The following is a 25,447-nucleotide window of genomic DNA, read 5'->3' on the forward strand; positions in this document are numbered from 1 at the left end:
TGGACCCCCGCCTTCGCGGGGGAACGGTTGTTCGCCGAGGAAAGGATTTCGGAGCCACTCTGCTGACAGATTGTTAGGACCCCATGCGCCAATCCACCACTATCCTAACCCTTAACACAACCCGCCAAGGCCTCGTTGATGTCACCGACCAGATCGTCCGCTGGCTCCGCGAACAGCAAATGACGGAAGGTTTGCTGACGGTATTCTGCCGCCACACCTCCGCCTCTCTCCTCATCCAGGAAAACGCCGCGCCCGAAGTCCGGACCGACCTGGAAGCCTATTTCGCCCGCATAGCGCCCGAATCGCGAGAGTATCTCCACGACGATGAAGGCCCTGACGACATGCCAGCCCACCTCCGCACCGCGCTCACGCAGGTCCAGCTGGCGATCCCGCTGATCGACGGCCGACTCGCGCTCGGCACATGGCAGGGCATCTACCTGTTCGAGCATCGCCGCCGCCCACATCACCGCACATTGGCGCTTCACTTGATCGGCGTTTAGACGAATCGTGAAAAATGAGTCAGTAAGGTGGCGCATTGGAGCGAACCCGTTCATCAACCGTTCCACCACTGACGGCTAATAAGAGGCGTTTCGCCGCACTCGCCGCGAACGGAGACATACCATGTTCATGAAACCTGGTCGCAAGGTCGCATTGGCAGCGCTCGCAACGGGCGCTCTATTGCTGGCCGGTTGCGCGACCGAGACCACCTATCGGCCGGCGACGGGCCAGGGGTTCAGCCGCACCGGTTATAGCGACCGGCAGGTAGAGCCGGGCCGCTTCCTCGTCAGCTTCGCCGGTAACAGCGTGACATCGCGTGATACCGTCGAGCGTTACCTGTTCTTCCGCGCGGCCGAACTGACGTTGCAGAATGGCTACGACTACTATCTGATGGCCGACCGCGACACCAACCTCCAGTCGCGGACCTACTCGACGCCGGGGATCGGTGGCGGGTTCGGCTATGGCGGCTTCGGCGGCTATTGGGGTCCGTCGTGGCGATATTACGGTCGCGGATTCGGCTGGCGCAACTGGAGCCCGTATGGCGGCTTCGGCGGTGGTTTCGGCGGCGGCTATGGCGGGTTCGGTGGTGGCCCATGGGGCAACGACTTCGATATCCGCACGATCGACCGGTATGAGGCGACTGCGGAGATCGTGATGCGCAAGGGCCCGATCCCGCGCGACAACATTCGGGCGTTTGACGCACGCAAGGTTGTCGACAGCATCGGACCGAGCGTCGTGCTGCCGAAGTAAGCGCTTCTTTGCGAACGAAAAAAGGCCGGGCTACGTTCACAGGTAGTCCGGCATTTTTGTTACGCTGCTCCCTCTCCCCTTCGGGGAGAGGGCCCGGGGAGAGGGGCAGTTGGGAAGCGCAGCGCTCGCGGCGCCCCTCACCCAACCCTCTCCCCGAAGGGGAGAGGGCTAACAAGAAGCTAGCCCGCCGCCTTCGCCAACCCCTTCGACAGCTGTAGCGCGCCGTGCAGCCGAGCCTTCGGATCGCCCCAAGCGCGTTGCAGCACCAGCTTGCTATCCGGCCGCAACCGCGCGACCCCGTTCAAGCGCTCTACATACGCCAGCAGCTTGTCGATGTTCGGCGGCTTGTCGTCGTGGAACGACACGAGCACGCCCTTCGGCCCGACGTCGATCTTCGATACGCACGCGCGCTTGGCGTTCAGCTTGATCTCGATGACCTTGATCAAATTCTCCGTCGCATCCGGCAGCGGGCCGAAGCGGTCGATCATCTCGGCGGCGAACGCCTCGATCTCCTGACCCTCGTCGAGATCGTTGAGGCGACGATACAGCCCCATCCGCAGGTCGAGATCGGGCACGTAATCCTCAGGAATGAGGATCGGCGCATCCACCGTGATCTGCGGCGAGAAATCGCGCGGCCGCGACGAGGCCATGCCGCCGGCCTTGGCGTCCATGATCGCCTCCTCCAGCATCGCCTGGTAGAGTTCGAAGCCGACCTCCTTGATATGCCCGGTCTGCTCGTCGCCGAGCATGTTGCCCGCGCCGCGGATATCCAGATCGTGGCTTGCCAGCTGGAAGCCAGCCCCGAGCGAATCGAGATCGGACAGCACCTTCAGCCGCTTCTCCGCGGTCACCGTCATCTGTCGCTCGGGCGGCGTCACGAGATACGCGTACGCACGCGTCTTCGAGCGACCGACGCGCCCGCGCAACTGGTACAGCTGGGCGAGGCCGAAGCGGTCGGCGCGGTGGACGATCATCGTGTTGGCGGACGCGATGTCGATCCCGCTCTCGATGATCGTGGTCGAGACGAGCACCTCGAACTTCTTGTCGTAGAACGCCGACATGCGCTCCTCGACCTCGGTCGGCGACATCTGGCCGTGCGCGACGACAAAGCGGATCTCGGGCACCTGTTCGCGCAGGAAATCCTCGATCTCGGGCAGGTCTGCGACGCGCGGCGTGACGACGAAACTCTGCCCGCCGCGGTAATGCTCGCGCAGCAACGCCTCGCGCAGCACGACCGGGTCGAACGGCATGATGTACGTCCGCACCGCGAGGCGATCGACCGGCGGGGTCTGGATCACCGACAGCTCGCGGATGCCCGACATCGCCATCTGCAACGTGCGCGGGATTGGCGTCGCGGTCAGCGTCAGCATGTGGACGTCCGCCCGCAGCGCCTTCAGCCGCTCCTTGTGGGTCACGCCAAAGCGCTGCTCCTCGTCGACCACGACCAGCCCGAGCCGCTTGAAGTCGATATTCTTCGCCAGCAGCGCGTGCGTGCCGATGACGACGTCGATCGTGCCGTTCGCGAGGCCCTCCTTGGTCGCCTTCGCCTCGCTCGCGGTGACGAGCCGCGACAAGCGGCCCATGTTCATCGGGAAGCCTTCGAAGCGGGCGACGAAGTTGTTGTAATGCTGGCGCGCGAGCAAGGTGGTCGGGCAGACGATCGCGACCTGCTTGCCACCCATCGCCGCGACGAATGCGGCCCGCAGCGCGACCTCGGTCTTGCCGAAGCCGACGTCACCGACCACCAGCCGGTCCATCGGCTTGCCCGCCGCGAGATCGCCCAGCACGTCCTCGATCGCGCGGTCCTGGTCCTCGGTTTCCTCGTACGGGAAACGGTCGACGAAGCTTGGATAGCCGCTCGCATCGGGTTCGAGCACGTCGCCCGGATGCAGCGCGCGTTCGGCGGCGGTCGCGATGAGTTCGCCGGCGATCTCGCGGATCCGCTCCTTCATCTTCGATTTCCGGCGCTGCCAGCCTTCGCCGCCGAGCCGGTCGAGCGTCGCGCCTTCCTCGGACGATCCGTAGCGCGAGAGCACGTCGATATTCTCGACCGGCACGTAGAGCTTGTCGCCGCCGGCATAGCTGAGCGCGACGCAATCGTGCGGGCTCTGGCCGACCGGGATCGAGGTCAGCCCCTCGTAGCGCCCGATGCCGTGCTCGGTGTGGACGACCAGATCGCCCGGTGTCAGCGTCGCGAGTTCGGCGAGGAAGGCGTCGGCGGATTTCTTGCGCTTCTTGCGGTGGACGAGGCGGTCGCCGAGCATGTCCTGCTCGGTGAGGACCGCGATCCCCGGGGCGGTGAAGCCGTGATCGAGCGGCAGGACGATCAGCGCGACGCCGAAGCTGCGCGCGGTGTCGGCGATGCCGAGCGCGTCCTGCCAGGTCTCGGCGTGCTTGCCGCCTTTCATGCCGTGGTCGGCAAGCAGGCTCCCCAAGCGTTCACGTGCGCCGATCGAGTAGCTCGCGAGGATCGGTTTCCGTCCCTGCTTGCGCAGTTTCTCGACGTGATCCGCGACGGCTTCATAGATGTTCGCTTGCGCTGCGCGCTCGGGGCCGAAATCGCGCGGGCCGTCGACGTCGAAGTCGAGCACGGTGTCGCTCGGCGGCTCGTGGAACGGCGAGGTGATGTGCGCGGCGAAGGCCTCGACGCCGCCGGACCATTCCTGCGCATCTAGATACAGCGCCTTGGCGGGCATCGGTCTGTAGCTGCCGGGTTGGGCGGCCTCGGCGCGCTTGCGGTTCTCGTAATAGTCGGCAATCGATTCGAGCCGGCTTTCCACCGCCGCGGCGACGCCGTTGTCGCGGACCACGACGTCGTCGGAGCTGAGATGGTCGAACAACGTCGCCATCTTCTCTTCGAACAGCGGTAGCCAATGCTCCATGCCCGCGATGCGGCGGCCTTCGGAGATCGCCTGGTACATCGGATCGCCGGTCGCGGTCGCCCCGAACGCATCGCGGTAGCGGGTGCGGAAGCGCTTGATCGAATCGTCGTCGAGCAATGCCTCGGAGGCGGGGAGCAGAACGAAGCCGTTGATCCGCCCGGTGGTGCGCTGGTCGGCCGCGTCGAACGTGCGGACGCTCTCGATCTCGTCGCCGAAGAAATCGAGGCGCAGCGCGTGGTCTTCGCCCGACGGGTACAGGTCGACGATCCCGCCGCGCACCGCATATTCGCCTTGGTCGTGCACCGTGTCGGTGCGGACATAGCCGTTCGCCTGGAGCAGCATGGCGAGCTTGTCGCGGCCGATCCGTTCGCCGGGCGCGAGCCGCGCGACGAGCTGGCGGATGCGGAACGGGGTGAGGACGCGCTGGGTCGCGGCGTTGGCGGTGGTCAGCAGGAGCTGCGGACCCTTGGGCTTGCCTTGCAGCCGTTGGAGCGCGGCGACACGCTCGGCCATGATGCGGAGCGTCGGCGAGGCGCGGTCGTAGGGGAGGCAGTCCCAGGCCGGGAAGCTCAGCACTTCGAGATCGGGTGCGAAATAGGCTGCGGTCGAGGCGACCGCGCGCATCGCAGCATCGTCCGGCGCGATGAACACCGCACGCGTCTTCGCGGCGCGTGCAAGGTCGGCGAGCAGCGACGGCTGGAAGCCGGACGGCACGCCGGACAGGATCAGCGGGGTTTTCGCGGAAAGGATCGTCTTGAGGTCTGGCATTGGCTTCCTAAAGCCCTCTCCCCGCCGGGGAGAGGGTTGGGTGAGGGGCTGTTCTAGGCGCTGCGCTGCTTGGCTGCCCCTCACCCCGACCCTCTCCCCGCAGGGGGAGAGGGAGACGAAGTTACTTCACGACCGTCACATAGTTGATGTCGCGCATCGCCTGCATCATCGGGCCGTCCCATTCGGGCGGGCACACGATCGAGCCGATCGCCCAGCCCATGATGTCGACGTCCTGTTCCTCCAGCAGCGCCTCGAACCAGTCGAGCTCTTCCGGCGTCCACGTCCGGCCATAGGTCGCGAAGAAGCCGCCGATCATCATGTCGGCTTCGCGCGTGCCGCGGTGCGAGCTGCGAAAGCCCAGGCGCTTGAGGCGGGTCTCGTGGTCCATCGTATCTCCAAACACGAAGAGCCGGCGACCCGCTGGCGGCGGGCGTCGGCTAGGCTATAGAGGCCAGATAGTCATGCGACCCGAAATCCTCAATCCGCTGTTCGCCGAAACCCTCGTCCTGAAGGGGGTGGGGCCCGCGCTCGCCAAGCCGCTCGACCGGCTCGGGCTAGCGCGCGTCGTCGATGTCGCCTTCCATCTGCCGACCGGCTACGTCGATCGCCTGCCACGCACCGAGCTGATGTCGAGCGATGCCGGGCGGATCATCACGATCACGCTGACTCCGCGCGACTACAGGATCAGTGCGGGGCGGGGGCCTACGCGGGTGCAGGCGACCGACGAGCTTGGCAATTACGTCAGCCTGGTCTTTTTCGGCGGGAGTTCCGGTTGGGCGAAGAAACTTCTCCCGATCGGCGAGGCCAAGCGCGTCTCCGGGCGGCTGGACGAATACGGGCAGGAATTGCAGATCGTCCATCCCGACATCGTTGAACCGGACGAGGAGTTGCGCGAGCGCGAGCCGATCTATCCGCTGTCGGAAGGCCTCACGTCGCGGCGGCTGGCGGCACTGACCACGCAGGCGGTCGCGCGCGCGCCGGACCTGCCCGAGTGGATCGAGCCGGGGCTGAAGGCGAAACGCGAATGGCCGGGCTGGCACGAATCACTCGCGCGCATCCACACCGACCCGTCGGACGCAAAGGCGCGCGAACGGCTCGCCTATGACGAGGTGTTCGCAAACCAGTTGGCGATGACGATCGTCCGCGCCGATACCCGCAAGCGCCGAGGCCGTGCGTTGCAGGGCGACGGCCGGTTGCGCGATATGCTGAAGCTGCCCTACACGCTGACCGGCGCGCAATCGCGTACCGTCGGCGAGATCGAGGGCGATCTCGCGCAGACCGCGCCAATGCTGCGGTTGCTGCAAGGCGATGTCGGTTCCGGCAAGACGCTTGTCGCGGCGATGGCCATGCTGATCGCGGTCGAGGCCGGTGCGCAGGCGGCGATGCTCGCACCCACCGAAATCCTCGCGCGCCAGCATTACGAGACGCTGCGGAAAACGCTCGCCGGCCTGCCGATCGAGATCGGCGTGCTCACCGGTCGCGACAAGGGGCGCGTGCGCGAGGCGACGCTGATGGCGCTGGCGAGTGGCGAGATCGACATCCTCGTTGGCACGCACGCGATCTTCCAGGATGCGGTCGGCTACAAGGACCTGGGTCTGGTGGTGGTGGACGAGCAGCACCGCTTCGGTGTCGCACAGCGAATGACGTTGCAGGCGAAAGGCGTCGCCCCGCCACACCTTCTCGCGATGACTGCGACGCCGATCCCGCGCACGCTGACGCTCGCGCAGTACGGCGAAATGGATGTCAGCCGCCTCGACGAGATGCCGCCGGGGCGCCAGCCGATCGAGACGCGCGTTATCTCCGAGGACCGGCTCGACGACGTGGTCAACGCACTCGGCCGGCATCTCGCGGATGGCGGGCAGGCCTATTGGGTATGCCCGTTGGTCGAGGAGAGCGAGAAGAGCGACCTCGCCGCTGCCGAGATGCGCGCCGAAACGCTGCGCGCCCGGTTCGGCGACAAGGTCGCGCTTGTCCACGGCCGCATGAAGCCCGCGGAGAAGGACGCGGTGATGGCCGAGTTCTCCGCCGCGCACACGTCGGTCCTCGTCGCGACGACGGTGATCGAGGTGGGCGTCGACGTCCCCAACGCCACGCTAATCGTGATCGAGCACGCCGACCGCTTCGGCCTTGCCCAGCTCCACCAGCTCCGCGGGCGGGTAGGGCGCGGCACCGGGCGGTCGATCTGCCTGCTGATGCGCGGCTCGTCGCTCAGCGAAACGTCGCGCGCGCGCCTCGCGCTGATGCGCGAGACCAACGACGGCTTCCGCATCGCCGAGGAGGATTTGCGGCTGCGGGGTGCGGGCGAACTGCTCGGCACGAAACAGTCGGGCGAGATGGCGTTCCGGCTCGCAACGCCGGACATGATGGCCGACCTGCTGCAATGCGCGCACGACGACGCGCGCCTGCTGATCGACCGCGACGGTGGATTGGAGGGACCGCGAGGACAGGCGGCGCGGACAGCGCTCTATCTGTTCGACCGCGACGCCGGCGTGGCGCTGCTCCGCTCCGGCTGAGCCGTCAGCTGTTGCGGATCATCACCGTGAGCATCGTGTAATATTCGGCGAGCGGGATCGTCCGTTCGAGCTCGCAGCCGATCCGACCGCCGAGCGACCAGCGTACGACCGCGTCGACATAGCCGAAGATCGGCAGGCGAATCCGCAATCGATCGCCCGCGGCCGGATCGCTATCGCACCGTGCCATCAGGCCGTTGGCGGACATGTTGACCAGCACCAGCTTGACCATGCGGTCGTCGCCGTCGAGCGCATGCGTGCGGTGCATCACTTCGTCGCGGGGCTCGCCGCGCGCATCGCGAACGGCCATTGCGTAGCGTGGCATCGATCGCTCCCCTGGAATAACCATCCCGCCTGTGTACGGCGCGCGGCGTGAACCCGATACGAACGGTGATACTTAACGCGACGTTCTTCGAAACGAGAATGCCTCTATTACGAGGGGGTTAGCATCCCATGTCGTTTCTTGCCGAGGCTGAGCCGGACGGGCGACGCGACGTCGATGCTGGTGGTGGCCTCGCGGACGGCCTCGCCATCGACACGCACCGCGCCCTCGGCGATCTTCCGACGAGCCTCGCCGTTGGAGGCGACGAAGCCGAGCCCGACCAGTGCCTCGACGACACCGATCGAGCCACCGGAAACGGCGTAGCTCGGCAGCGAGTCGCCCGACGCGCCTTCCTCGAACGTCTTCCGCGCAGTCTCAGCGGCCTGTTCGGCGGCATCCCGACCACGGCACATTGCGGTCGCTTCGTTGGCAAGCACGATCTTGGCGGCGTTGATCTCCGCGCCCTCGAGCGCTTCGAGACGCGCGATCTCGTCGAGCGGGAGGTCGGTGAACAGCTTCAGGAAGCGGCCGACGTCGCGGTCGTCGGTGTTGCGCCAGAACTGCCAGTAATCGAAGTGCGGCAACTGGTCCTCGTGCAGCCAGACAGCACCCGACATCGTCTTGCCCATCTTGCCGCCGTCCGCGGTCGTGATCAGCGGGGTGGTGACACCGTAGACCTCGGTCGAATCCATGCGGCGCGCGAGTTCGATGCCGTTGACGATATTGCCCCATTGATCCGAGCCGCCCATCTGCAACCGGCATTCGGCACGGCGCGACAGTTCGAGAAAGTCGTACGCCTGGAGGATCATGTAGTTGAATTCGAGGAAGCTCAGCGACTGTTCGCGGTCGAGGCGGAGCTTGACCGAGTCGAACGCGAGCATCCGGTTGACCGAGAAATGCTGGCCGACGTCGCGCAGGAACGGGATGTATTCGAGCGCGTCGAGCCATTCCGCGTTGTCGAGCATCACCGCGTCCGTCGGCCCATCGCCGAACGTCAGGAAGCGTTCGAAGATGCGGCGGATCGAGGCGACGTTGGCCTTGATCCCGTCCTCGCCGAGCAGCTTGCGCGCTTCGTCCTTGAAGCTCGGGTCGCCGATCTTGCCGGTGCCGCCGCCCATCAGGACGATCGGCTTGTGCCCGGTCTGCTGGAGCCGACGGAGCAGCATGATCTGGACCAGGCTGCCGACGTGCAGCGACGGCGCGGTTGGATCGAAGCCGATATAGCCGGGCACGACCTGCTTGCCCGCGAGCGCATCGAGCGCGGCCGCGTCGGTCATCTGGTGGACATAGCCGCGCGAGGTCAGCGTGGTGAGCAGGTCGGACTGGTAGGTCATGGTGCGTCTCGTTCCCCTTCCGCTTGCGGGAGGGGTTAGGGGAGGGGCTTGCAGGCTCCCATGCCCTCCCCCGACCCCTCCCGCAAGCGGGAGGGGAGAATCACGTTCGAGGCAACTGCGACGTTGGATCGACGGGAGTCCGCCCCTTGCGCAGTTCGAAGTGCAGTTCGGGGCGATCCGCAAACCCCGTATCGCCCGACAGCGCGATCGTCTGGCCGCGCTTGACGCTCTGGCCGCGTTGCACGAGCAGCTTCGACGCGTGGCCATAGACGCTCGTCCAGCCGCCGCCGTGCTTGACGATTACCAGCCCGCCCAGCGCAGCGATGCCGTCGCCGACATAGGCGACGACGCCGTCAGCGGCCGCATGGATCGGGGTCGAGACCGGTACGGCGATCTTGATGCCGTCGTTGCGTTCGCCGCTGGCGCCGTGGCCGAAGCGTTTCACGACCTTGCCGTCGACCGGCCACAGGAACCCGCCGCTCGCGAGACGCGCCGGCGCGGTGACGACCGCGTTCGACGGTAGCACGCGCCGCGGCGTCGCGATCGGTCTTGCCGGCGCCTGGTTGCTGGCAAGCGCGGGTTCGCCGCCAGTCAGAATATCGTCGATGGCGAGTGAGAAGGCGCGCGCGCGTTCCGATGCGCTTGTGGTGCCGCCGCTGGGCTCGCCAGGGATCTGGATGCGCTGGTCGGCACGCAGCACGTAGGGTTCGACGAGCGCGTTGGCAGCGACGATCCGCGACCATTCGACCCCATACGCGCGGGCGATCGCGATGCCCGTCTCGCCGCGTCGGACCTGGTGATAGCGGCCGCCGGGAATCTGCAACCGCTGGCCGGCTTGGATCGAATAGGGCGATTCGAGGTCGTTCGCGCGCGCGATCGCTTCGAGGCTCGCACCGCTGCGATCGACCACGCGGCTTAACGTATCGCCGGGGCGGACCACATAGGTCGTGTCAGGGATCGTCTTCGCATCCGCGCTGACCGGCCGCGCCTCCCAGGCGGGGCGCGGGGCGGGCAGGGTGGTGACCTCGCCCGTGTCACGTCCGGGGATGTCCTGCGGCTGCCGGTCGTCACGCGGCGTATCCTCCCGCGGCGAATCGTCACGGGGACGCGGCGGATCGTCGCGGCGGGGCGGCGGATCGCGGTACGGACGCCGTGGCGGATTACCGTAGCCGGCGGGGTGATCGACGTGCGGAATGCACGCGGTCAGCATGAGCGTCGCCAGCGAAACCAGGACGCCCGCACGCCGCATCAACGATAGGCCTGCGTCAGCATGTCCATCGATTCGAAATGCGTGAGGTCGAGATGCAGCGGCGTGACCGAGACGTACCCCGCCGCGGTCGCTTCAAGGTCGGTCGCGGGCGCCGGCGTCTCGACGGTTCGGCCAAGCGCGAACCAGTGATATTCGTAGCCGCGCGGATCGGTGTTGCTGACGATCTGCAACCGGCCATAATCGCGGAAACCCTGGCCGACGACGCGCACGCCCTTCACCGCGTCGGCCGGGCCGGCGGGAAAGTTGATGTTGACCAGTGTGCGCGGAGGCAAGGGTGCGTCGACCAGTGGCCGCAGGACGCGCTCGCCCCAAGCCGCGGCGGCCTCGAACGGCACGCTATCGCCCATGCCTTCGCGGCTGTAGATCTGGCTCAGCGCGATCGACCGGATGCCGCCCAACGCGCCCTCCATCGCTGCCGAGACGGTGCCCGAATAGGTCACGTCCTCGGCCAGGTTCGCGCCCCGGTTGACGCCCGACAGGATCAGGTCGGGCGGGCAATCCTTCATGATCTTGGCAAGCGCCATCATCACCGCATCGGTCGGCGTGCCCGCGACGGCATACCGCTTCTCGCCGTGTTTCCGCACGCGGATCGGTCGCGACAGCGTGAGCGAATGCCCCGCGCCCGACTGTTCCTCCGCGGGTGCAACGATCCAGACGTCGTCGGACAAGGTTCGGGCAATCGTCTCCAGCACCTTCAGACCGGGCGCATGATAGCCGTCGTCGTTGGTCAGCAGGATCCGCATCAGCGCTTGGGCTCCAACATGGTCAGTCCGCCGAGATACGGCTGGAGCACCGACGGCACCGCGACCGAGCCGTCCTCCTGCTGGTAATTCTCCAGCACCGCGACGAGCGTCCGCCCAACCGCGAGCGCGGAGCCGTTGAGCGTGTGGACGAACCGCGTGCCCTTCTCGCCCTCCGGCCGATAGCGTGCGTTCATCCGCCGCGCCTGGAAATCGGTGCAGGTCGAGACGCTGCTGATCTCGCGGTAGCGCGCCTGACCCGGCAGCCAGACTTCGAGATCATAGGTGCGTGCCGCGGTGAAGCCCATGTCGCCGGTGCATAGGAGCATCCGCCTGAACGGCAGCTGCAACGCATCGAGCACGCCCTCCGCGCACGCCGTCATGCGCTCATGCTCGGCCTCGGACATGTCGGGCGTGACGATCGAGACCATCTCGACCTTGTCGAACTGATGCTGGCGGATGTAGCCGCGCGTATCGCGACCCGCGGCGCCCGCCTCGGAGCGGAAGCACGGCGTCAGCGCGGTGAAGCGCAGCGGCAGTTCGGCTTCGCTCAGGATCTGTTCGCGGACGATGTTGGTGAGGCTCACCTCAGCGGTCGGAATCAGCCAGCGGCCATCGGTGGTGCGGAAGAGGTCTTCCGAGAATTTGGGCAGCTGGCCGGTGCCGAACACGGCCTCGTCGCGGACCAGCAACGGCGGCGAGACCTGCTCGAAGCCAGCGTCGGCGACATGATCGAGCATGAACTGGCCAAGCGCGCGTTGCAGCTTGGCGGCAGGCCCGCGGACCAACGTGAAGCGCGCGCCCGACATCGCCGCGCCGGTCTCGAAATCGAGGCCGATCGCAGGACCGATCGCGTCATGCTCGCGCGCCGTGAACGCGAACGTTGTCGGCGTTCCGCGCGTGTGGACGAGCGCATTGTCGTCCTCGCCACCGCCCTCGGGCACGTCAGCCGCGGGAAGGTTCGGGATCGCGGCCAGCATGGCCTGGAGTTCACTGCCAAGCCGCGCCTCATCGGCTTCCAGAGCGGGCAGCGCCTCCTTCAGGCTCGCGACCTCGGCCATCAGCGCCTGGGCCTTGGCCTCGTCCTTCTGTGCCTTGGCCTGGCCGATCGCCTTCGACAGTTCGTTGCGGCGGGTCTGCGCGCTCTGCGAGTCCGCGATCGTCGCGCGGCGCTGCTCGTCGAGCGTCACCAGCGAGGCGGACTGCGGTGCGACACCCCGCTTGGCGAGGGCGGCGTCGAAGGCGGCGGGATCGTCGCGGATCAGGCGTATGTCGTGCATGGCTGGGCTATGCCGACCGCTGGGGGCGTACGCAAGGCGGCGCAACCTCCCCGGTACGCGGCGCGTTCACCCCGCATACGCATAGCGAAAAGGAGAGACACGCATGCATCTTCCCCACAACTCCGTCGTGCTCGTCGCGGACGGCCGGAAAATGCTGTTCCTGCGCAACGAGGGGGACGCCGAGTTCCCCAATCTCGTCGTCGAGAAGGCGCAGGAGCAGGACAATCCGGCGACGCGCGACCAGGCGACAGATTCCGCTGGCCGTGCCTCGTCGCCACAGGGCGGTGTGCAGAGTTCGGTAGAGCCGACCGATTTCCACCAGATCGAGGAAGACCGCTTTGCCGCCGACGCGGCCGACTTTCTGAAGACCGGTGCGCTGAAGAACAAATATGACTCGCTGATCGTGATCGCGCCGCCGAAGACGCTCGGCGAACTGCGCAAGCACTACCACAAGGAAGTCACCAGCCGCCTCAAGGGCGAACTCGACAAGGACCTGACCGGGCATCCGATCAAGGACATCGAGAAGGCCCTCATGAACGCCTGATCGCAGATCAAGAAAAAGGCCCCGTCGGAGGATCTCCGGCGGGGCCTTTTCTATGCGAAGTTCCAGAGGTTAAGCTGCAACCGCCTTCGTTTTGGCGAAACGCTTGCGCGCGACGAGCGCGGCGGCTGCTGCACCGAACAGCAGCACCATCGGCGGAGCGGGAACGGGTGCCGGCGGACCGCCGCTTGATCCCGTGCTGCCACTCGAACTCGCGCTGCTTGCGCTCGACGCGCTGCTGGCACTGCTTGCGCTCGACCCACTGCCGGTCGAACCGCTGCTGCCCGAGGACGCGGAACTGCCCGACGATCCGTTCGAGCTCCAGCCACCAGTCGAGTTCCAGCCGCCGCTCGATCCCCAACCCTTGCTGCTCGATCCATAACCGGACGAACTACCGCTGCTGGCCGACGACGCGGAGGAGGCGGACGATGCCGACGATGCGCTGCTGGTCGAGGACGACACGTCGCCGCTCGATCCACCCGATGCCGACGAGACGTTGCCGCTCGATCCACCCGATGCGGACGATACGTTGCCGCTCGATCCACCGGTCGACGAGGTGCTGGAGACGGTCGCGCCCCCCGTGCTGGTCGACGACCCGCCGCTTGATGTCGAAGACGCGCCGCTGCTGGTCGACGATCCGCCGGTCGAGGTCGATCCGCCGCTCGACGTCGAGGAGATGACGATGCTCCCGCTCGATCCGCCGCTGCCACCGAAGCCGCCGCCAAAGCCACCACCGAACCCGCCGCCAAATCCGCCGGGCGTACCGAAGAACCCGCCGCTGCCGCCAACCGCGATCGGATCCGGACCCGCGCCGCCGCCGCCAATGTAGCCGGTGCCGACCGGAACCGGGACGGGCGCTGCGTTCGCGACCGTTACAACGGTCGGCGCGCACGTCTGTCGAGTCGTGGTGACCACGCGGCGGACGCGCGGCCGAGTCACGGCGGCGATCTGTGGTCGCGCGACACGCTTGACCAACACTCGCTTGGTATTGGCGGTTCGCTGCGGGCGCTCGGCGATATGCACCGCGCCGCCGCCGATCAAAGCGCCACCGCACGCGCACGCGCACAATTTCGCCAGGGCCATCCTCACCGACATATCGTCACTCTTTCGTTGCCGGCACCCTCGTGTTGCCGGATCCCCGTACGCAGTATTCGGAACTGCTATCCGACTAACTGCAAAACAAAGCGTTAAGCGCAAGTGGCTTAACCACATTCCGGATGGTTAAACGAGGATTTACTTATGCGGAAACCAGTGCGTCATCGTTAACGTGCCGGGCTGGGACAAAGTATAGCCCAGGCATCCCGCGAATCCGTCCCGTGCCGAAAAACGCTGACGCGACATGCGTTATCCGGGCGCCGCAATAAAATGTCGGTTTCGGGGCAGAATGCGCAAGCGCTGTCGCTTGTGGTCGCATGCCCGTGAGACTATAGGCGCTTTCACCATTTGGGGGCGGTCCTTGGAAATCAGCGAGGCTGATGCGACGGGGCCAGAGGGAGAGTGGTATGGCGACCGTAATGAATCGTGTGGACGATACCGGGAATTCCAGTCGAGAGGCCGCCAACGACAGCGGCGAAGATGGTTATCGTCCAGACGCGGACGAGCCGTTCATGAGCTTGAAGCAACAGGCGTATTTCCGCCGCAAGCTTCAGGAGTGGAAGGAATCGATCCTGCGGGAGTCGCAGGAAACGCTTTCGCAGTTGCAGGTCGATTCGCTGCGTGAGGCGGATCTCACCGATCGTGCATCGAGCGAAACCGACTGGTCGATCGAACTTCGCACGCGCGACCGTCAACGCAAACTCGTCTCCAAGATCGAAGCCGCGATCCGGCGGATCGACGAAGGCGAATATGGCTATTGCGAAGTCACCGGCGAGCCTATCAGCCTTGCGCGGCTTGAGGCACGACCGATCGCGACGATGACGGTCGAGGCGCAGGAACGGCACGAGCGTAACGAGAAGGTGTCGCGCGAGGATTGATCGCGCCCACCGACGGGGAAGAGAAAGCTGTGTTCGATCATGGTAAAATCGGTCGCGGCATGAGCATCGACACCGGGTCGCCCGGCGGCAACGAGAACCGGCGACAGCGTGAGCGGGACAGCCTGCTGCTGATCGCGCAGGTGAGGATCGGCGACGAGACGACTGCCCGCGATGCGAGGGTTCGTAATCTGTCCGAGACGGGTTTGATGGCCGAACTCGCCAAGGTCGTCGACGTCGGAACGCCGGTCACGGTATCACTGCGCGGGATCGGCGAAGTTGCCGGCACGGTCGCGTGGTGCACCGAGGGGCGGATGGGCATATCGCTCGCCTCGCCGATCGATCCGCTGCTCGTGCGCAAATCTCCCGGTGGGACCAAGCCCTCGTCGTCATCCTATACGGTCAAGGCGTCAGACAGCGCGTACGCTTTGCGCAATCCGAAACCACTGTAACTCCGGCTAGTGGCTCCCCGGATCGACCCGGGGAGCAGTATCGACGACCGTCATACGCTGACGATCTCTTCCTTCAGCCGCAGCTTCTGCTTCTTCAGGCTCGCCAACAGGTTCGCGTCGGGTAGCGGACGGTGCGTTTCGTCGGCGATCCGCTGCTCCAGCACGGCATGCTTGGTTTCCAGGGCTGTCTGATGAGTCGTCTGCACGGTGGGTTGCCTCCTGCATTCGGGTTGGGGAACTGAGTAAACCACTCCGTCATCGAAATGTCTTCATCGGAAACGGACCAAATCGATTGGTCGAACGATTTGGCGCGACGGACCGATCGTGCGCGGTGGGTCCCGATTCGTCGTGAAGTACGTTTTCGACCCCGGTCCGCCTTGCAGGGACGGTTTCGCACTCGCGCACTGCGCTGCGTTTGCTAAGGGCAGCGCACATGACGGCAGCCATCGGGGGGCGAGTGGACGACGCGCAGACCAGAGTTCGACTTGATTCATTGCGGATCGAGCATCGCGATCTCGACGACGCGATCGCCGCCCTTGCGCAGGCGTCGACGCCAGATCAGTTGCAGATGGCGCGGCTCAAAAAGCGCAAATTGCGGCTTCGGGACGAAATTGCCTCGCTGGAAGACCTGCTGATTCCCGATATTATCGCGTGATTGCAACGTCCTAAACTGGAACGCGCACGTACTGGCGCATTTTGGGACAGGTGATGGTTAGCGCGTCGTTAACCTCTCTGGATGGCGTCCGGCCGGTGTGCCATTTGTCCAATCGATGACCCACGCCGGCTATGAATCGCGGATGCAGCGCCGCCTGATCGACGCTCTGTACAGCGAAGCGATGCTGCTGGCCGACGAGGCTCGGACCTATTTCGACGAAGCCGGCCGGGTCGAACGCGAGGCGCTCGATCCGCTGATCCGGGTCAGCTTCAGCTGCGAATCGCTCAAGGTGACGACCCGGCTGATGCACGTCATCGCGTGGCTGCTGACGCAACGCGCGGTCCAAGCGGGGGAGCTACGGCCCCGGGACGCGCTCGATCCCTCGCGGCGGCTGGGCGATGCGCCGATCACTGACGCCGCGCTGCTCGCGATGCTGCCGACGCGCGCGCGCGAGATGATCGGGTCCAGCACCGATCTCCATCGACGCGTGGCCCTGATGGACGAGGCGCAGGATATGCCGGAGGTAATCGCGAGCCCGGTTCGGTCGATGCAGAAGCGGATTGCCAACGCGTTCTAGGGCGCTGAGTTTTATCTCGGCGGCAGGGCGGCCCGCTGCGCGCTTCATCATCACGGAGAGTTTGGGTTCGGGGAGGGGGCAAACTCACCCCGTAAAATCGGCAATGGTCGGGGCGATAGGATTCGAACCTACGACCCCTGGACCCCGAGACCAGTGCGCTACCAGACTGCGCCACGCCCCGACAACATTGCCGGTGAGCGCCCTAGCCGCGACATCCCGAACGTTCAAGACAATTATGGAGTGTGTCCGCGATCTATCGCGCACGCGGTGTCGCTGCTAGGAGCGCGCCATGACTCCGCTCGACCGCATCCGCAATTTTTCCATCATCGCCCATATCGACCATGGCAAGTCGACGCTCGCCGACCGGCTGATCCAGGAAACTGGCGGCCTCACCGCGCGCGAAATGTCCGAGCAGGTGCTCGACAACATGGACATCGAGAAGGAGCGCGGGATCACGATCAAGGCGCAGACCGTGCGCCTTGCCTATCACGCGAAGGACGGTCTCGATTACGTCCTCAACCTGATGGACACGCCGGGGCATGTCGATTTCGCCTATGAAGTCAGCCGCAGTCTTGCCGCGTGCGAGGGCGCGTTGCTGGTGGTCGATGCCGCGCAGGGCGTCGAGGCGCAGACGCTCGCCAACGTCTACCAGTCGATCGAGCACGACCACGAGATCGTGCCGGTGATCAACAAGATCGATCTGCCCGCCGCCGAGCCCGAGAAGGTGCGCAAGGAAATCGAGGACGTGATCGGCATCGACGCGTCCGAGGCGGTGCTCGCGTCGGCCAAGTCCGGGATCGGCATCGTCGAGATCCTCGAGGCGATCGTCACCAAGATCCCGCCCCCCAGCGGTGATCCGGAAGCGCCGCTGAAGGCGATGCTGGTCGACAGCTGGTACGATCCGTATCTCGGCGTCGTCATCCTCGTGCGCGTGATCGACGGCGTCCTGAAAAAGGGCCAGCAGATCAAGTTCATGCAGACCGGCACGATGCACCTGGTCGACCGGGTCGGCTGTTTCCGCCCGAAGATCGAGCAGCTAACCGAGCTCGGCACCGGCGAGATGGGCTTCATTACCGCGCAGATCAAAGAGGTCGCGCAGACGCGCGTCGGCGACACGATCACCGACGCCAAGCGGCCTGCACTCGAAGCGTTGGCGGGCTTCAAGGAAGTCCAGCCGGTCGTCTTCTGCGGGATGTTCCCGGTCGATGCCGCCGAGTTCGAGAAGCTGCGCGAGAGCATCTCGAAGCTGCGGCTGAACGATGCGAGCTTCTCGTTCGAGATGGAGACGTCGGCGGCCTTGGGCTTCGGCTTCCGCTGCGGGTTCCTCGGGCTGCTGCATCTGGAGATCATCCAGGAGCGACTGACGCGCGAATATGATCTGGACCTGATCACCACCGCGCCTTCCGTCGTATATGAGATCGAGCTGACTCATCCCGATCCGTCCGGCACGACGCATATCGAGCTGCACAACCCCGCCGACATGCCCGAGCCGAACAAGATCGCGACGATCAGCGAGCCGTGGATCGAGGCGACGATCTACGTCCCCGACGAATATCTCGGTAGCGTCCTGAAGCTCTGCCAGGACCGCCGCGGGATCCAGAAGAACCTGACCTATGTCGGCGGTCGTGCGCAGGCGACCTACGAACTGCCGCTGAACGAAGTCGTGTTCGATTTCTACGACCGGCTGAAATCGATGTCGAAGGGCTATGCCAGCTTCGATTACCACCAGATCGGCTACCGCGAGGGCGACCTCGTCAAGATGGGTATCCTCGTCAACGAGGAGCCGGTCGACGCACTGAGCATGATCGTCCACCGCGGCACCGCCGAAGTCCGCGGCCGCGGCATGGTCGAGCGTCTGAAGGAGCTGATCCCGCGCCATCTGTTCAAGATCCCGATCCAGGCGGCGATCGGCGGCAAGGTGATCGCGCGCGAGACGATCAGCGCGATGCGCAAGGACGTGACCGCGAAGTGTTACGGTGGCGACGCGAGCCGCAAGAAGAAGCTTCTGGAAAAGCAGAAGAAGGGCAAGCTGAAGATGCGCGAATACGGCTCGGTCAGCATCCCGCAGGAGGCATTTATTGCGGCGCTGCGGATGGGTGACGACGCGTAGGCGGCCAAGGGTAGGCGGGGCAGCGATTAGCTGAAGCTAGCGCCAAGCCGGACGGCGACATGGCAGGCTCGTATTCGGCCGTGTCGCGCGAGGACGGCGCTTTGCCACGGCGAAGCTGCGGCCGTATTCGAACGCCACTCCGCTACTCCTTGTTCTCCCGCGAAGGCGGGAGCCCAGGCTGGATCCCCGCCTCCGCGGGGAAACAAGCTGTTCTCGTTTTCACGGAACAAGCGCCGAACCAATCCGCGGTCGTTGAGCGGCTTTGCAATGTCGTGAGCCAAACCCCGAAAGCCTGCCCGTAGTTGGACGGCGCATTGCGATACGTCGCCGTCACTCGTACGTCGCGACCCCAAACGCGATGTAGCCGACGCACAGGATAATCCGCGTCAGCCACGCCGCTTCGCCGTGCAGCACAACGCTAGCCGCGATCGCGGCGATAAACACCGCCATGATCGCCCAAGCCTGCCAGGCGAACGGGAACGGGAAGATGCCGCCCGTCGCACTGGGCTCGAACCAACCCGAACGCCGAATGGTCAGCCAAAATTGCATCACGAAGTCCATAGGGCGAAGCTAGCATAGCGTTTCCGCTTCCTACCATCGGCCAAAATATCGCACTGTGTCGCAAACCTGCACTAACCCCAAAACACCGTAACCAACTGTCATCATACCAACACATTCCCGGCCTACCCGCCCAACCGGGGAGTGAGCGTCGCGAGGCGTCGTCGGGCCGTCCGGGGAGGGCGGTCGATGGCGCGTAGCGACGTTGCGTATTGGGATGTGCGGCCGGTCGTCAGGGACGCCGCCGCACTATTGGGGAATATCATCTTGAAGATTTCGGTCGTTAAGTCGGCGTTGATGCTCGGCGTCGCGTTTGGTTCGGTTGTGGGTGGATCGGCTGCGTTCGCACAGGTCGCGCCGATCCAGGATCAGGCCCAGACTCAGGCTGGGCAGTCTGCTCCCGAGGAAGGCTTGGACGACATCGTCGTCACCGCCGAGCGTCGTTCGGAAAACCTCCAGAAGGTCCCGCTCTCGGTCGGCGTCGCGTCGGGTGACGCACTGCGCGCGTATACCGCAGGCGGCGACGACACGCTGCTCGCGCTGTCGGGCCGCGTCCCCGGGCTGTACGTCGAATCGACGACCGGCCGTATCTTCCCGCGGTTCTACATCCGCGGCCTCGGCAACATCGATTTCTACCTTGGTGCATCGCAGCCGGTCACGATCATCCAGGACGACGTGATCCTCGAGCATGTCGTGTTGAAGTCGAACCCGGTGTTCGACGTCCGCCAGGTCGAAGTCCTCCGCGGTCCGCAGGGCTCGCTGTTCGGGCGCAACACCACCGCCGGCATCATCAAGTTCGACACGAACAAGCCGACCAACGACTTCGAGAGCCGTGCATCGGCCTCGGTCGGCAGCTATGGCAGCGTCAGCCTCGACGCGGGCGTCGGCGGTCCGCTGATCAAGGACCTCCTCTCGATCCGCCTGTCGACGCTGCTCCAGCACCGCTCGGATTACATCGACAACGCCTATGCCGGTGTAAGCCAGGACAGCACCGCGACGCCGCGCAAGGACGCGATGGGCGGCTTCGACGATCGCAACGTCCGCGTGCAGCTTGCGCTGACACCGGGCGAACGCTTCACGCTCGACCTGTCGGGCCACGCGCGCTGGTATGACGGCACCTCGACGCTGTTCCACCGCGGCGCGCTCAAGAAGGGTTCGAACGACGTCTCCGCCGAGCCGCGCAACACCGTGTCGCTCGACGAGGGGAACGACAACCCGCAGAGCTACAATACCTATGGCGGCTCGGCGCGTGCGTCGTACGACTTCGGTCCAGCCACGCTGACCTCGATCACGGCATACGAGACCACGTCCGGGTTCAGCCGCGGCGATACCGATGGTGGCGCGGGCGCGAACTTCCCGGTCCGCGGCGTCGCCAACGGCTTCGGCCAGTCGCAGGGCCAGATCCGCGATCTGGATCAATGGTCACAGGAATTGCGCGTTGCCGGCACCCCCGGTGGCCGCTTCAACTGGCAGCTCGGTGGCTTGTACTTCGACAACCGCGACATCACCGATTTCTATCAGCGGACGTTCTTCCTGACGACGGCGGCGCGCAATCCCAACAACTGGGTGCGGTTGCATGACGTCAACACCTCGTGGGCGGGCTTCGGCCAGGTCAGCTACGACCTGATGGACAAGCTGACGGTAACGCTTGGCGGGCGCATCACCGAGGACAAGAAGCGTACGCAGCTGCTGAAGACCGTTCAGAATGCGGCTGGCGTCAATCAGTATCCGATCAACTTCCGCCGCGACGTCACGCTGAAGTCGACCAAGCCGAGCTGGGATGCGAGCATCCTGTACCAGGCGAGCCCCGATATCAGCCTGTATTCGCGCGTCGCCCAGGGTTTCCGCGGACCGACGATCCAGGGTCGTTCGGCGGTGTTCAACTCCGACTTCTCGACCGCGAATTCCGAGACGATCCTGTCGTGGGAGACGGGGATCAAGACGCGCCTGCTCGACAATACGCTGACGCTTAACGCCACGGTGTTCGGCTACCGCGTCAACGACATCCAGCTGAACGGCAACGACGTCAACGGCAACGGCATCCTGTTCAACGGCAACAAGGCCGAGGCGTACGGCATGGAAGCCGAGGCCAATTGGAAGCCGGTACCGAACCTCACGCTGGGCGCCGGCCTCAGCCTGTTGCACAGCGCGATCCGCGACAAGACGACCGAGGTGCAGATCTGCGCGCTCAACAACGTCGTGGTCTGCACGCCCTCGGCGCCGGTCCGCGCGGTTCCCGGCGCTTTCGGTACGACGTACCTGGTCAAGATCGACGGCGAGCCGCTGCCGAATGCGCCGGAATACAATGTCGACCTGACCGCGCGCTATGACCAGCCGCTCCGCAATGGCGGTCGCGCATTCATCGCGGGCGACTTCAACATCCAGGGCTACACGCAGTTCGTGCTGTACAAGACCAAGGAGTTCACTGCGAACGGCAACTTCGAGGGCGGCCTGAAGATCGGTTATGCGGCCCCGGACGATGCGTACGAACTGGCTGTGTTCGCCCGCAACATCACCGGCGAGAAGAACCTCAAGGGCGTGATCGAGAACTACATGGCGGCGGTATTCAACGAACCGCGGATCATCGGCGTTTCGCTCAGCGGCAAGTTCCGCTGATTTCTTCCCCCTCCCGCGTGCGGGAGGGGTCGGGGGTGGGCTCGCGCTATCGTCAAGCGCGGCGTGCGTTCGAGCCGGGCGCCCACCCCTCGGTCCCCTCCCGCTTGCGGGAGGGGATGCAGTGAGGTCTGCGTCGCTACCTAAACTATGCGTGACGCATTTTTCAGCAGCGCGGGCGCAAACGGCATTGTAGCGCAACGTTGCGGCGAGTTGCCGTTTTCCTTCGGCCGGTTGATACTCGCTCCATGTCGCTCAATCCCGTATTCTATGATGCAAGCGGCCGTCGTCGCCGGCGATTCACGTTTGGCGTCGCGGCGTTCATCGCCCTGCTGCTGCTGTCGATCGCGATGTTCGCCGTCTCGATCGGTGCGGTGCCAACCGCGCCGCTGCTCCCGATCGAGCCCGAGCATCCCGCGCTCCACAAGCTGCCCGCACCGCGCGGCGGCATCCTCCGCGAGACCCGGCGAGACCTCAATTACTACGCCAAGCAGCTGTTCGGGACGAGCGCGGCCAAGCCCGGTATCGGCAACGGCGCCAACCCGCCGCTTGCGATCGCCTTCCACGCGCCTTGGGACGAGGCGAGCACGGCGAGCCTCGCACGGCACGTCGAACAGCTCGACTGGCTGATCCCCGGCTGGGTCTCGATCACCGGCAAGGATCACCACATCACGGTGTTTCGCGACCAGGCCGGGCGCGACATCCTGAACAAGGCGGTCCACCGCCCGATGATCCTGCCGATGGTGCAGAACGCGGTCGACGGGAATTGGGACGGCGCCGGTAGTGCCGCGCTGTTCGCCGATCCGAAGGCGCGTGCGGCTTTCCTCGACAAGCTGGTGCCGTTCCTCAGCGCGAACCATGCCGGCGGCGTGTTCTACGATTTCGAGGACCTGCCCGCATCGGCGCAGCCCAATTACCGCGCCTTCCTCGCCGAAACGCGCGCGCGGTTCGCGCCGCGCGGTTGGGTCGTCGCGATCGCGGCGCCGGTTGCCAATCCAGACTGGAACCTGCCCGCCTATGCCAAGGTGACCGACAAGGTCTTCCTGATGGCGTATGACGAGCATGAGACGAGCGGCGCACCCGGCCCGATCGCGTCGCAGCGTTGGTTTGCGCGCATGGTCGCCGACGCAGCGCGCGGCATTCCCCCCGCCAAGCTGGTCGTCGCGATCGGCTCCTATGCCTATGACTGGCATGCGGGCGCAGACAGCGGCAACGGCGATGCGCTGGACGTCGAGGAGGCATGGCAGGCCGCAGCGGATTCGGGCACCGTACCGACTTTCGACAAGACCAGTGGCAACAGCAGCTTCGCCTATTCCGAGGGCGGGGTGCAGCATCAGGTCTGGCTGCTCGACGCGGCGTCGGCGTACAACCAGATCGCGTTCCTGCAAAAGGCGGGTCTCGGCAGCGTCGCGCTCTGGCGTCTCGGCTCGGAAGATCCCGGGCTCTGGTCGATCTGGGGTCGCGACCATCGGAAACTGCCGATCCCCGATTCGATCGATAACATGCCGGCCGGCACCAATGTCGACATCGAGGGCAGCGGCGAAATCCTGAAGATCGCCGCAGAGCCTGTCACCGGTATTCGCGACGCGGTGCCGGCGAAGGACGGCACGATCGCCGACGTCAACTTCACGCGGATGCCGTCGCCCTATGTCGTGGTGCGGACCGGCTATCGTCCGAAGCAGCTGGCGCTGACGTTCGACGACGGGCCCGATCCCGAATGGACGCCGCAGATCCTCGACATCCTCAAGCGCGAACACGCGCCCGCGACGTTCTTCGTCATCGGCGAGAATGCGCTGACCGAGCGGCCTTTGCTCCAACGGATGGTCGATGAAGGCCATGAGATCGGCAGCCACACCTATACGCATCCGAACCTCGCCAACGTCTCGCAGCGGCAGGTGAAGTACGAGCTGAACACCACGCAGCGGCTGTTCCAGGCGTTCACCGGGCGCTCGCTCCGGCTGTTCCGCGCACCCTATTTCGGCGATGCCGAGCCGAGCACCGCGGACGAGATCCTGCCCGCGCTCGAAGCACAGCAGCGCGGCTATATCTCGGTCGGTCTCCACGTCGATCCCGACGACTGGAAGCGGCCCGGTGTGCAGGCGATCATCGACCGGACCATTGCGGGCGTCGAGGCGGGCAATCCCGAGCGCAGCGGCAACGTCATCTTGCTCCACGACGCTGGCGGCAACCGCGCCCAGACCGTTGCCGCACTCCCGATCATCATCGAGCGGTTGCGGGCGATGGGCTACAGCTTCGTCCCCGTCTCGACGCTCGCCGGGCTGTCGCGCAACCAGTCGATGCCGGTGATCTCGTCGAGCGACCGTGTTGCCGCGGTTGCTGACCTCGCGCTGTTCAGCACGCTGGGCGGCATCGTCGTCGCGCTCCGCTGGATCTTCGGCATCGCGATCACAATTGGTATCATTCGCGCCCTAGCCTTGTCGGCGCTCGCGCTGATCCAGGCCCGGCGCGAGTTGAAGACGGTGTTCCCGGCGATCGACCCGTCGCGGTTCGTCACCGTGATGATCCCGGCGTTCAACGAGGAGCGCGTGATCGTCCGCGCCGTGGAGGGCGTGCTGGCGTCGAACGACGTCGCGATCGAGGTGATCGTGATCGATGACGGATCGAGCGACGGCACCAGCCGCGTCGTGGCCGAGGCGTTCGCCGGCGACGACCGCGTCCGCCTGCTGACCTTGGAGAATGGCGGCAAGGCACGCGCGCTCAACCGCGGACTCGAACTCGCACGCGGCGAGATCGTGATCGCGCTCGACGCCGATACGCAGTTCGAACCGATGACGATCGCGCGTCTGGCGCGCTGGTTCGACGATCCGAAGCTCGGCGCGGTCGCGGGTAACGCGAAGGTCGGCAATCGCGTCAACCTGATCACAAAATGGCAGGCGCTCGAATACATTACCGCACAAAACCTCGAACGGCGGGCGCTCGCGCGGCTGAACGCGATGACCGTCGTGCCGGGTGCGGTCGGCGCATGGCGGCTCAAGGCGATCCGCAGCGTCGGCGGCTATCCCGATGACACCCTCGCCGAGGATCAGGACCTCACGATCGCGATTCAGCGCCACGGCTGGAAGGTCCAATACGACCAGTTCGCGATCGCCTGGACCGAGGCGCCTGAGACGATGCGTGCACTTGCCAAGCAGCGGTTCCGCTGGGCGTTCGGGACGTTGCAGTGCCTCTACAAGCACCGCTCGGCGATTGGGAGTTCGCATCCGCGCGGGCTGGGTTGGGTAGGGTTGCCGCAGGCGATCGTGTTCCAGATCGTGCTCGCGTCGATCTCGCCGATCATCGATCTCGCGCTGCTCGTCAGCTTCGCCTCGACCTATCTAGCCGTCCAGGCGCATGGCTGGGAGCAGACGAGCCACGACGTCTATACGATGCTCGCCTATTGGCTGATCTTCACCGCGATCGACCTGCTCGCCGCGACGATCGCGTTTGCCTTGGAGCGCAAGGAGCGCTGGCGGCTGCTCTGGCTGCTGATCCCGCAGCGGATCGGTTACCGGCAGGTAATGTACTACGTCGTCCTAAAGGCGATCGCGCAGGCGTTGCGGGGACCGCTGGTTGGCTGGGGCAAGCTGGCGCGGACGGGACGGGTCACGACGAACTAG

At 65.5% G+C, this 25,447-nt stretch carries 22 protein-coding genes and 1 tRNA gene; 13 read left to right on the forward strand and 10 right to left on the reverse strand.

Going from position 1 to position 25,447, the window contains the following annotated elements; genetic code table 11:
• The first annotated feature begins 83 nt into the window (after positions 1–83).
• Both C8J39_RS08945 and C8J39_RS08950 read left to right on the forward strand, forming a co-directional pair.
• Positions 84–500 carry a secondary thiamine-phosphate synthase enzyme YjbQ gene (locus C8J39_RS08945; RefSeq protein WP_120300124.1) on the forward strand — a complete coding sequence of 139 codons (417 nt, stop codon included), beginning with the start codon at positions 84–86 and terminating at the stop codon, positions 498–500.
• Between the two features lie 127 nt (positions 501–627).
• The gene (locus tag C8J39_RS08950) at positions 628–1,248 is read left to right on the forward strand and encodes a CC0125/CC1285 family lipoprotein (RefSeq protein WP_056059563.1); all 621 of its coding nucleotides are present in this window, start codon (positions 628–630) and stop codon (positions 1,246–1,248) included.
• Positions 1,249–1,427: 179 nt separating this feature from the next.
• Here C8J39_RS08950 and mfd read toward each other — a convergent pair whose 3' ends face one another.
• Complete coding sequence (gene mfd, locus C8J39_RS08955; protein ID WP_120300125.1) at positions 1,428–4,898, reverse strand: transcription-repair coupling factor; 3,471 nt, start codon at positions 4,896–4,898, stop codon at positions 1,428–1,430.
• 121 nt (positions 4,899–5,019) lie between these two features.
• A complete protein-coding gene (locus tag C8J39_RS08960; protein ID WP_056048683.1) occupies positions 5,020–5,286 on the reverse strand; it encodes a succinate dehydrogenase assembly factor 2 in 267 nt (88 codons plus the stop codon).
• A 73-nt stretch (positions 5,287–5,359) separates the two neighbouring features.
• On the opposite strand from C8J39_RS08960, the gene recG reads away from it, so the two are divergent.
• Positions 5,360–7,411, forward strand: coding sequence for an ATP-dependent DNA helicase RecG (gene recG, locus C8J39_RS08965; protein WP_120300126.1), 2,052 nt, complete (start codon positions 5,360–5,362; stop codon positions 7,409–7,411).
• Positions 7,412–7,415: 4 nt separating this feature from the next.
• Here recG and C8J39_RS08970 read toward each other — a convergent pair whose 3' ends face one another.
• The 5 genes from C8J39_RS08970 to serS all read right to left on the reverse strand — a co-directional run bounded on the left by C8J39_RS08970 (position 7,416) and on the right by serS (position 12,354).
• Entirely contained in the window at positions 7,416–7,733 is a 318-nt protein-coding gene (locus tag C8J39_RS08970; protein ID WP_120300127.1) for a PilZ domain-containing protein, read from the reverse strand.
• Between the two features lie 107 nt (positions 7,734–7,840).
• Positions 7,841–9,064 (reverse strand): tyrosine--tRNA ligase, encoded by a 1,224-nt coding sequence (gene tyrS, locus C8J39_RS08975; protein WP_120300128.1) that lies wholly within the window; start codon positions 9,062–9,064, stop codon positions 7,841–7,843.
• A gap of 100 nt (positions 9,065–9,164) precedes the next feature.
• On the reverse strand, positions 9,165–10,313 hold the full coding sequence (locus tag C8J39_RS08980) for a M23 family metallopeptidase (protein WP_120300129.1): 1,149 nt from the start codon (positions 10,311–10,313) through the stop codon (positions 9,165–9,167).
• The gene (gene surE, locus C8J39_RS08985) at positions 10,313–11,077 is read right to left on the reverse strand and encodes a 5'/3'-nucleotidase SurE (RefSeq protein ID WP_120300130.1); all 765 of its coding nucleotides are present in this window, start codon (positions 11,075–11,077) and stop codon (positions 10,313–10,315) included. The genes C8J39_RS08980 and surE overlap by 1 nt, the downstream gene beginning before the upstream one ends.
• Complete coding sequence (serS, locus tag C8J39_RS08990) at positions 11,077–12,354, reverse strand: serine--tRNA ligase (RefSeq protein ID WP_120300131.1); 1,278 nt, start codon at positions 12,352–12,354, stop codon at positions 11,077–11,079. Before serS ends, surE begins: the two co-directional genes overlap by 1 nt.
• Before the next feature lie 103 nt (positions 12,355–12,457).
• Here serS and C8J39_RS08995 point away from each other — a divergent pair, with 103 nt between their 5' ends.
• From C8J39_RS08995 to C8J39_RS09010, 5 genes are all read left to right on the forward strand, one after another.
• Positions 12,458–12,898 (forward strand): host attachment family protein, encoded by a 441-nt coding sequence (locus tag C8J39_RS08995; protein WP_056482080.1) that lies wholly within the window; start codon positions 12,458–12,460, stop codon positions 12,896–12,898.
• Between the two features lie 91 nt (positions 12,899–12,989).
• On the forward strand, positions 12,990–13,277 hold the full coding sequence (locus C8J39_RS19060; protein WP_259457521.1) for a hypothetical protein: 288 nt from the start codon (positions 12,990–12,992) through the stop codon (positions 13,275–13,277).
• 114 nt (positions 13,278–13,391) lie between these two features.
• Entirely contained in the window at positions 13,392–13,724 is a 333-nt protein-coding gene (locus C8J39_RS19065; RefSeq protein ID WP_243649825.1) for a hypothetical protein, read from the forward strand.
• A gap of 673 nt (positions 13,725–14,397) precedes the next feature.
• Positions 14,398–14,868: an RNA polymerase-binding protein DksA gene (dksA, locus tag C8J39_RS09005; RefSeq protein ID WP_056058504.1), complete on the forward strand. Its 471-nt coding sequence runs from the start codon at positions 14,398–14,400 to the stop codon at positions 14,866–14,868.
• A gap of 59 nt (positions 14,869–14,927) precedes the next feature.
• Positions 14,928–15,317, forward strand: a complete 390-nt coding sequence (locus C8J39_RS09010; protein ID WP_120300502.1) for a PilZ domain-containing protein — start codon at positions 14,928–14,930, stop codon at positions 15,315–15,317.
• 50 nt (positions 15,318–15,367) lie between these two features.
• Here C8J39_RS09010 and C8J39_RS09015 read toward each other — a convergent pair whose 3' ends face one another.
• Positions 15,368–15,523: a YdcH family protein gene (locus C8J39_RS09015; protein WP_082441033.1), complete on the reverse strand. Its 156-nt coding sequence runs from the start codon at positions 15,521–15,523 to the stop codon at positions 15,368–15,370.
• Positions 15,524–15,750: 227 nt separating this feature from the next.
• On the opposite strand from C8J39_RS09015, the gene C8J39_RS09020 reads away from it, so the two are divergent.
• Positions 15,751–15,972, forward strand: coding sequence for a YdcH family protein (locus C8J39_RS09020; protein WP_120300132.1), 222 nt, complete (start codon positions 15,751–15,753; stop codon positions 15,970–15,972).
• 142 nt (positions 15,973–16,114) lie between these two features.
• Complete coding sequence (locus C8J39_RS09025) at positions 16,115–16,549, forward strand: DUF1465 family protein (RefSeq protein WP_120300503.1); 435 nt, start codon at positions 16,115–16,117, stop codon at positions 16,547–16,549.
• A gap of 104 nt (positions 16,550–16,653) precedes the next feature.
• On the opposite strand, the gene C8J39_RS09030 is transcribed toward C8J39_RS09025, so the two are convergent.
• Positions 16,654–16,730, reverse strand: a tRNA-Pro gene (locus C8J39_RS09030).
• Positions 16,731–16,838: 108 nt separating this feature from the next.
• On the opposite strand from C8J39_RS09030, the gene lepA reads away from it, so the two are divergent.
• Positions 16,839–18,659, forward strand: coding sequence for a translation elongation factor 4 (gene lepA / locus C8J39_RS09035; protein WP_056049136.1), 1,821 nt, complete (start codon positions 16,839–16,841; stop codon positions 18,657–18,659).
• A gap of 330 nt (positions 18,660–18,989) precedes the next feature.
• On the opposite strand, the gene C8J39_RS09040 is transcribed toward lepA, so the two are convergent.
• Positions 18,990–19,208 (reverse strand): hypothetical protein, encoded by a 219-nt coding sequence (locus C8J39_RS09040; protein WP_132833407.1) that lies wholly within the window; start codon positions 19,206–19,208, stop codon positions 18,990–18,992.
• A gap of 306 nt (positions 19,209–19,514) precedes the next feature.
• On the opposite strand from C8J39_RS09040, the gene C8J39_RS09045 reads away from it, so the two are divergent.
• Both C8J39_RS09045 and C8J39_RS09050 read left to right on the forward strand, forming a co-directional pair.
• On the forward strand, positions 19,515–21,833 hold the full coding sequence (locus C8J39_RS09045) for a TonB-dependent receptor (RefSeq protein ID WP_120300504.1): 2,319 nt from the start codon (positions 19,515–19,517) through the stop codon (positions 21,831–21,833).
• Between the two features lie 245 nt (positions 21,834–22,078).
• A complete protein-coding gene (locus tag C8J39_RS09050) occupies positions 22,079–25,447 on the forward strand; it encodes a polysaccharide deacetylase family protein (RefSeq protein ID WP_120300134.1) in 3,369 nt (1,122 codons plus the stop codon).

This window comes from Sphingomonas sp. PP-CC-1A-547 (assembly GCF_003610375.1).
GTDB lineage: Bacteria > Pseudomonadota > Alphaproteobacteria > Sphingomonadales > Sphingomonadaceae > Sphingomonas.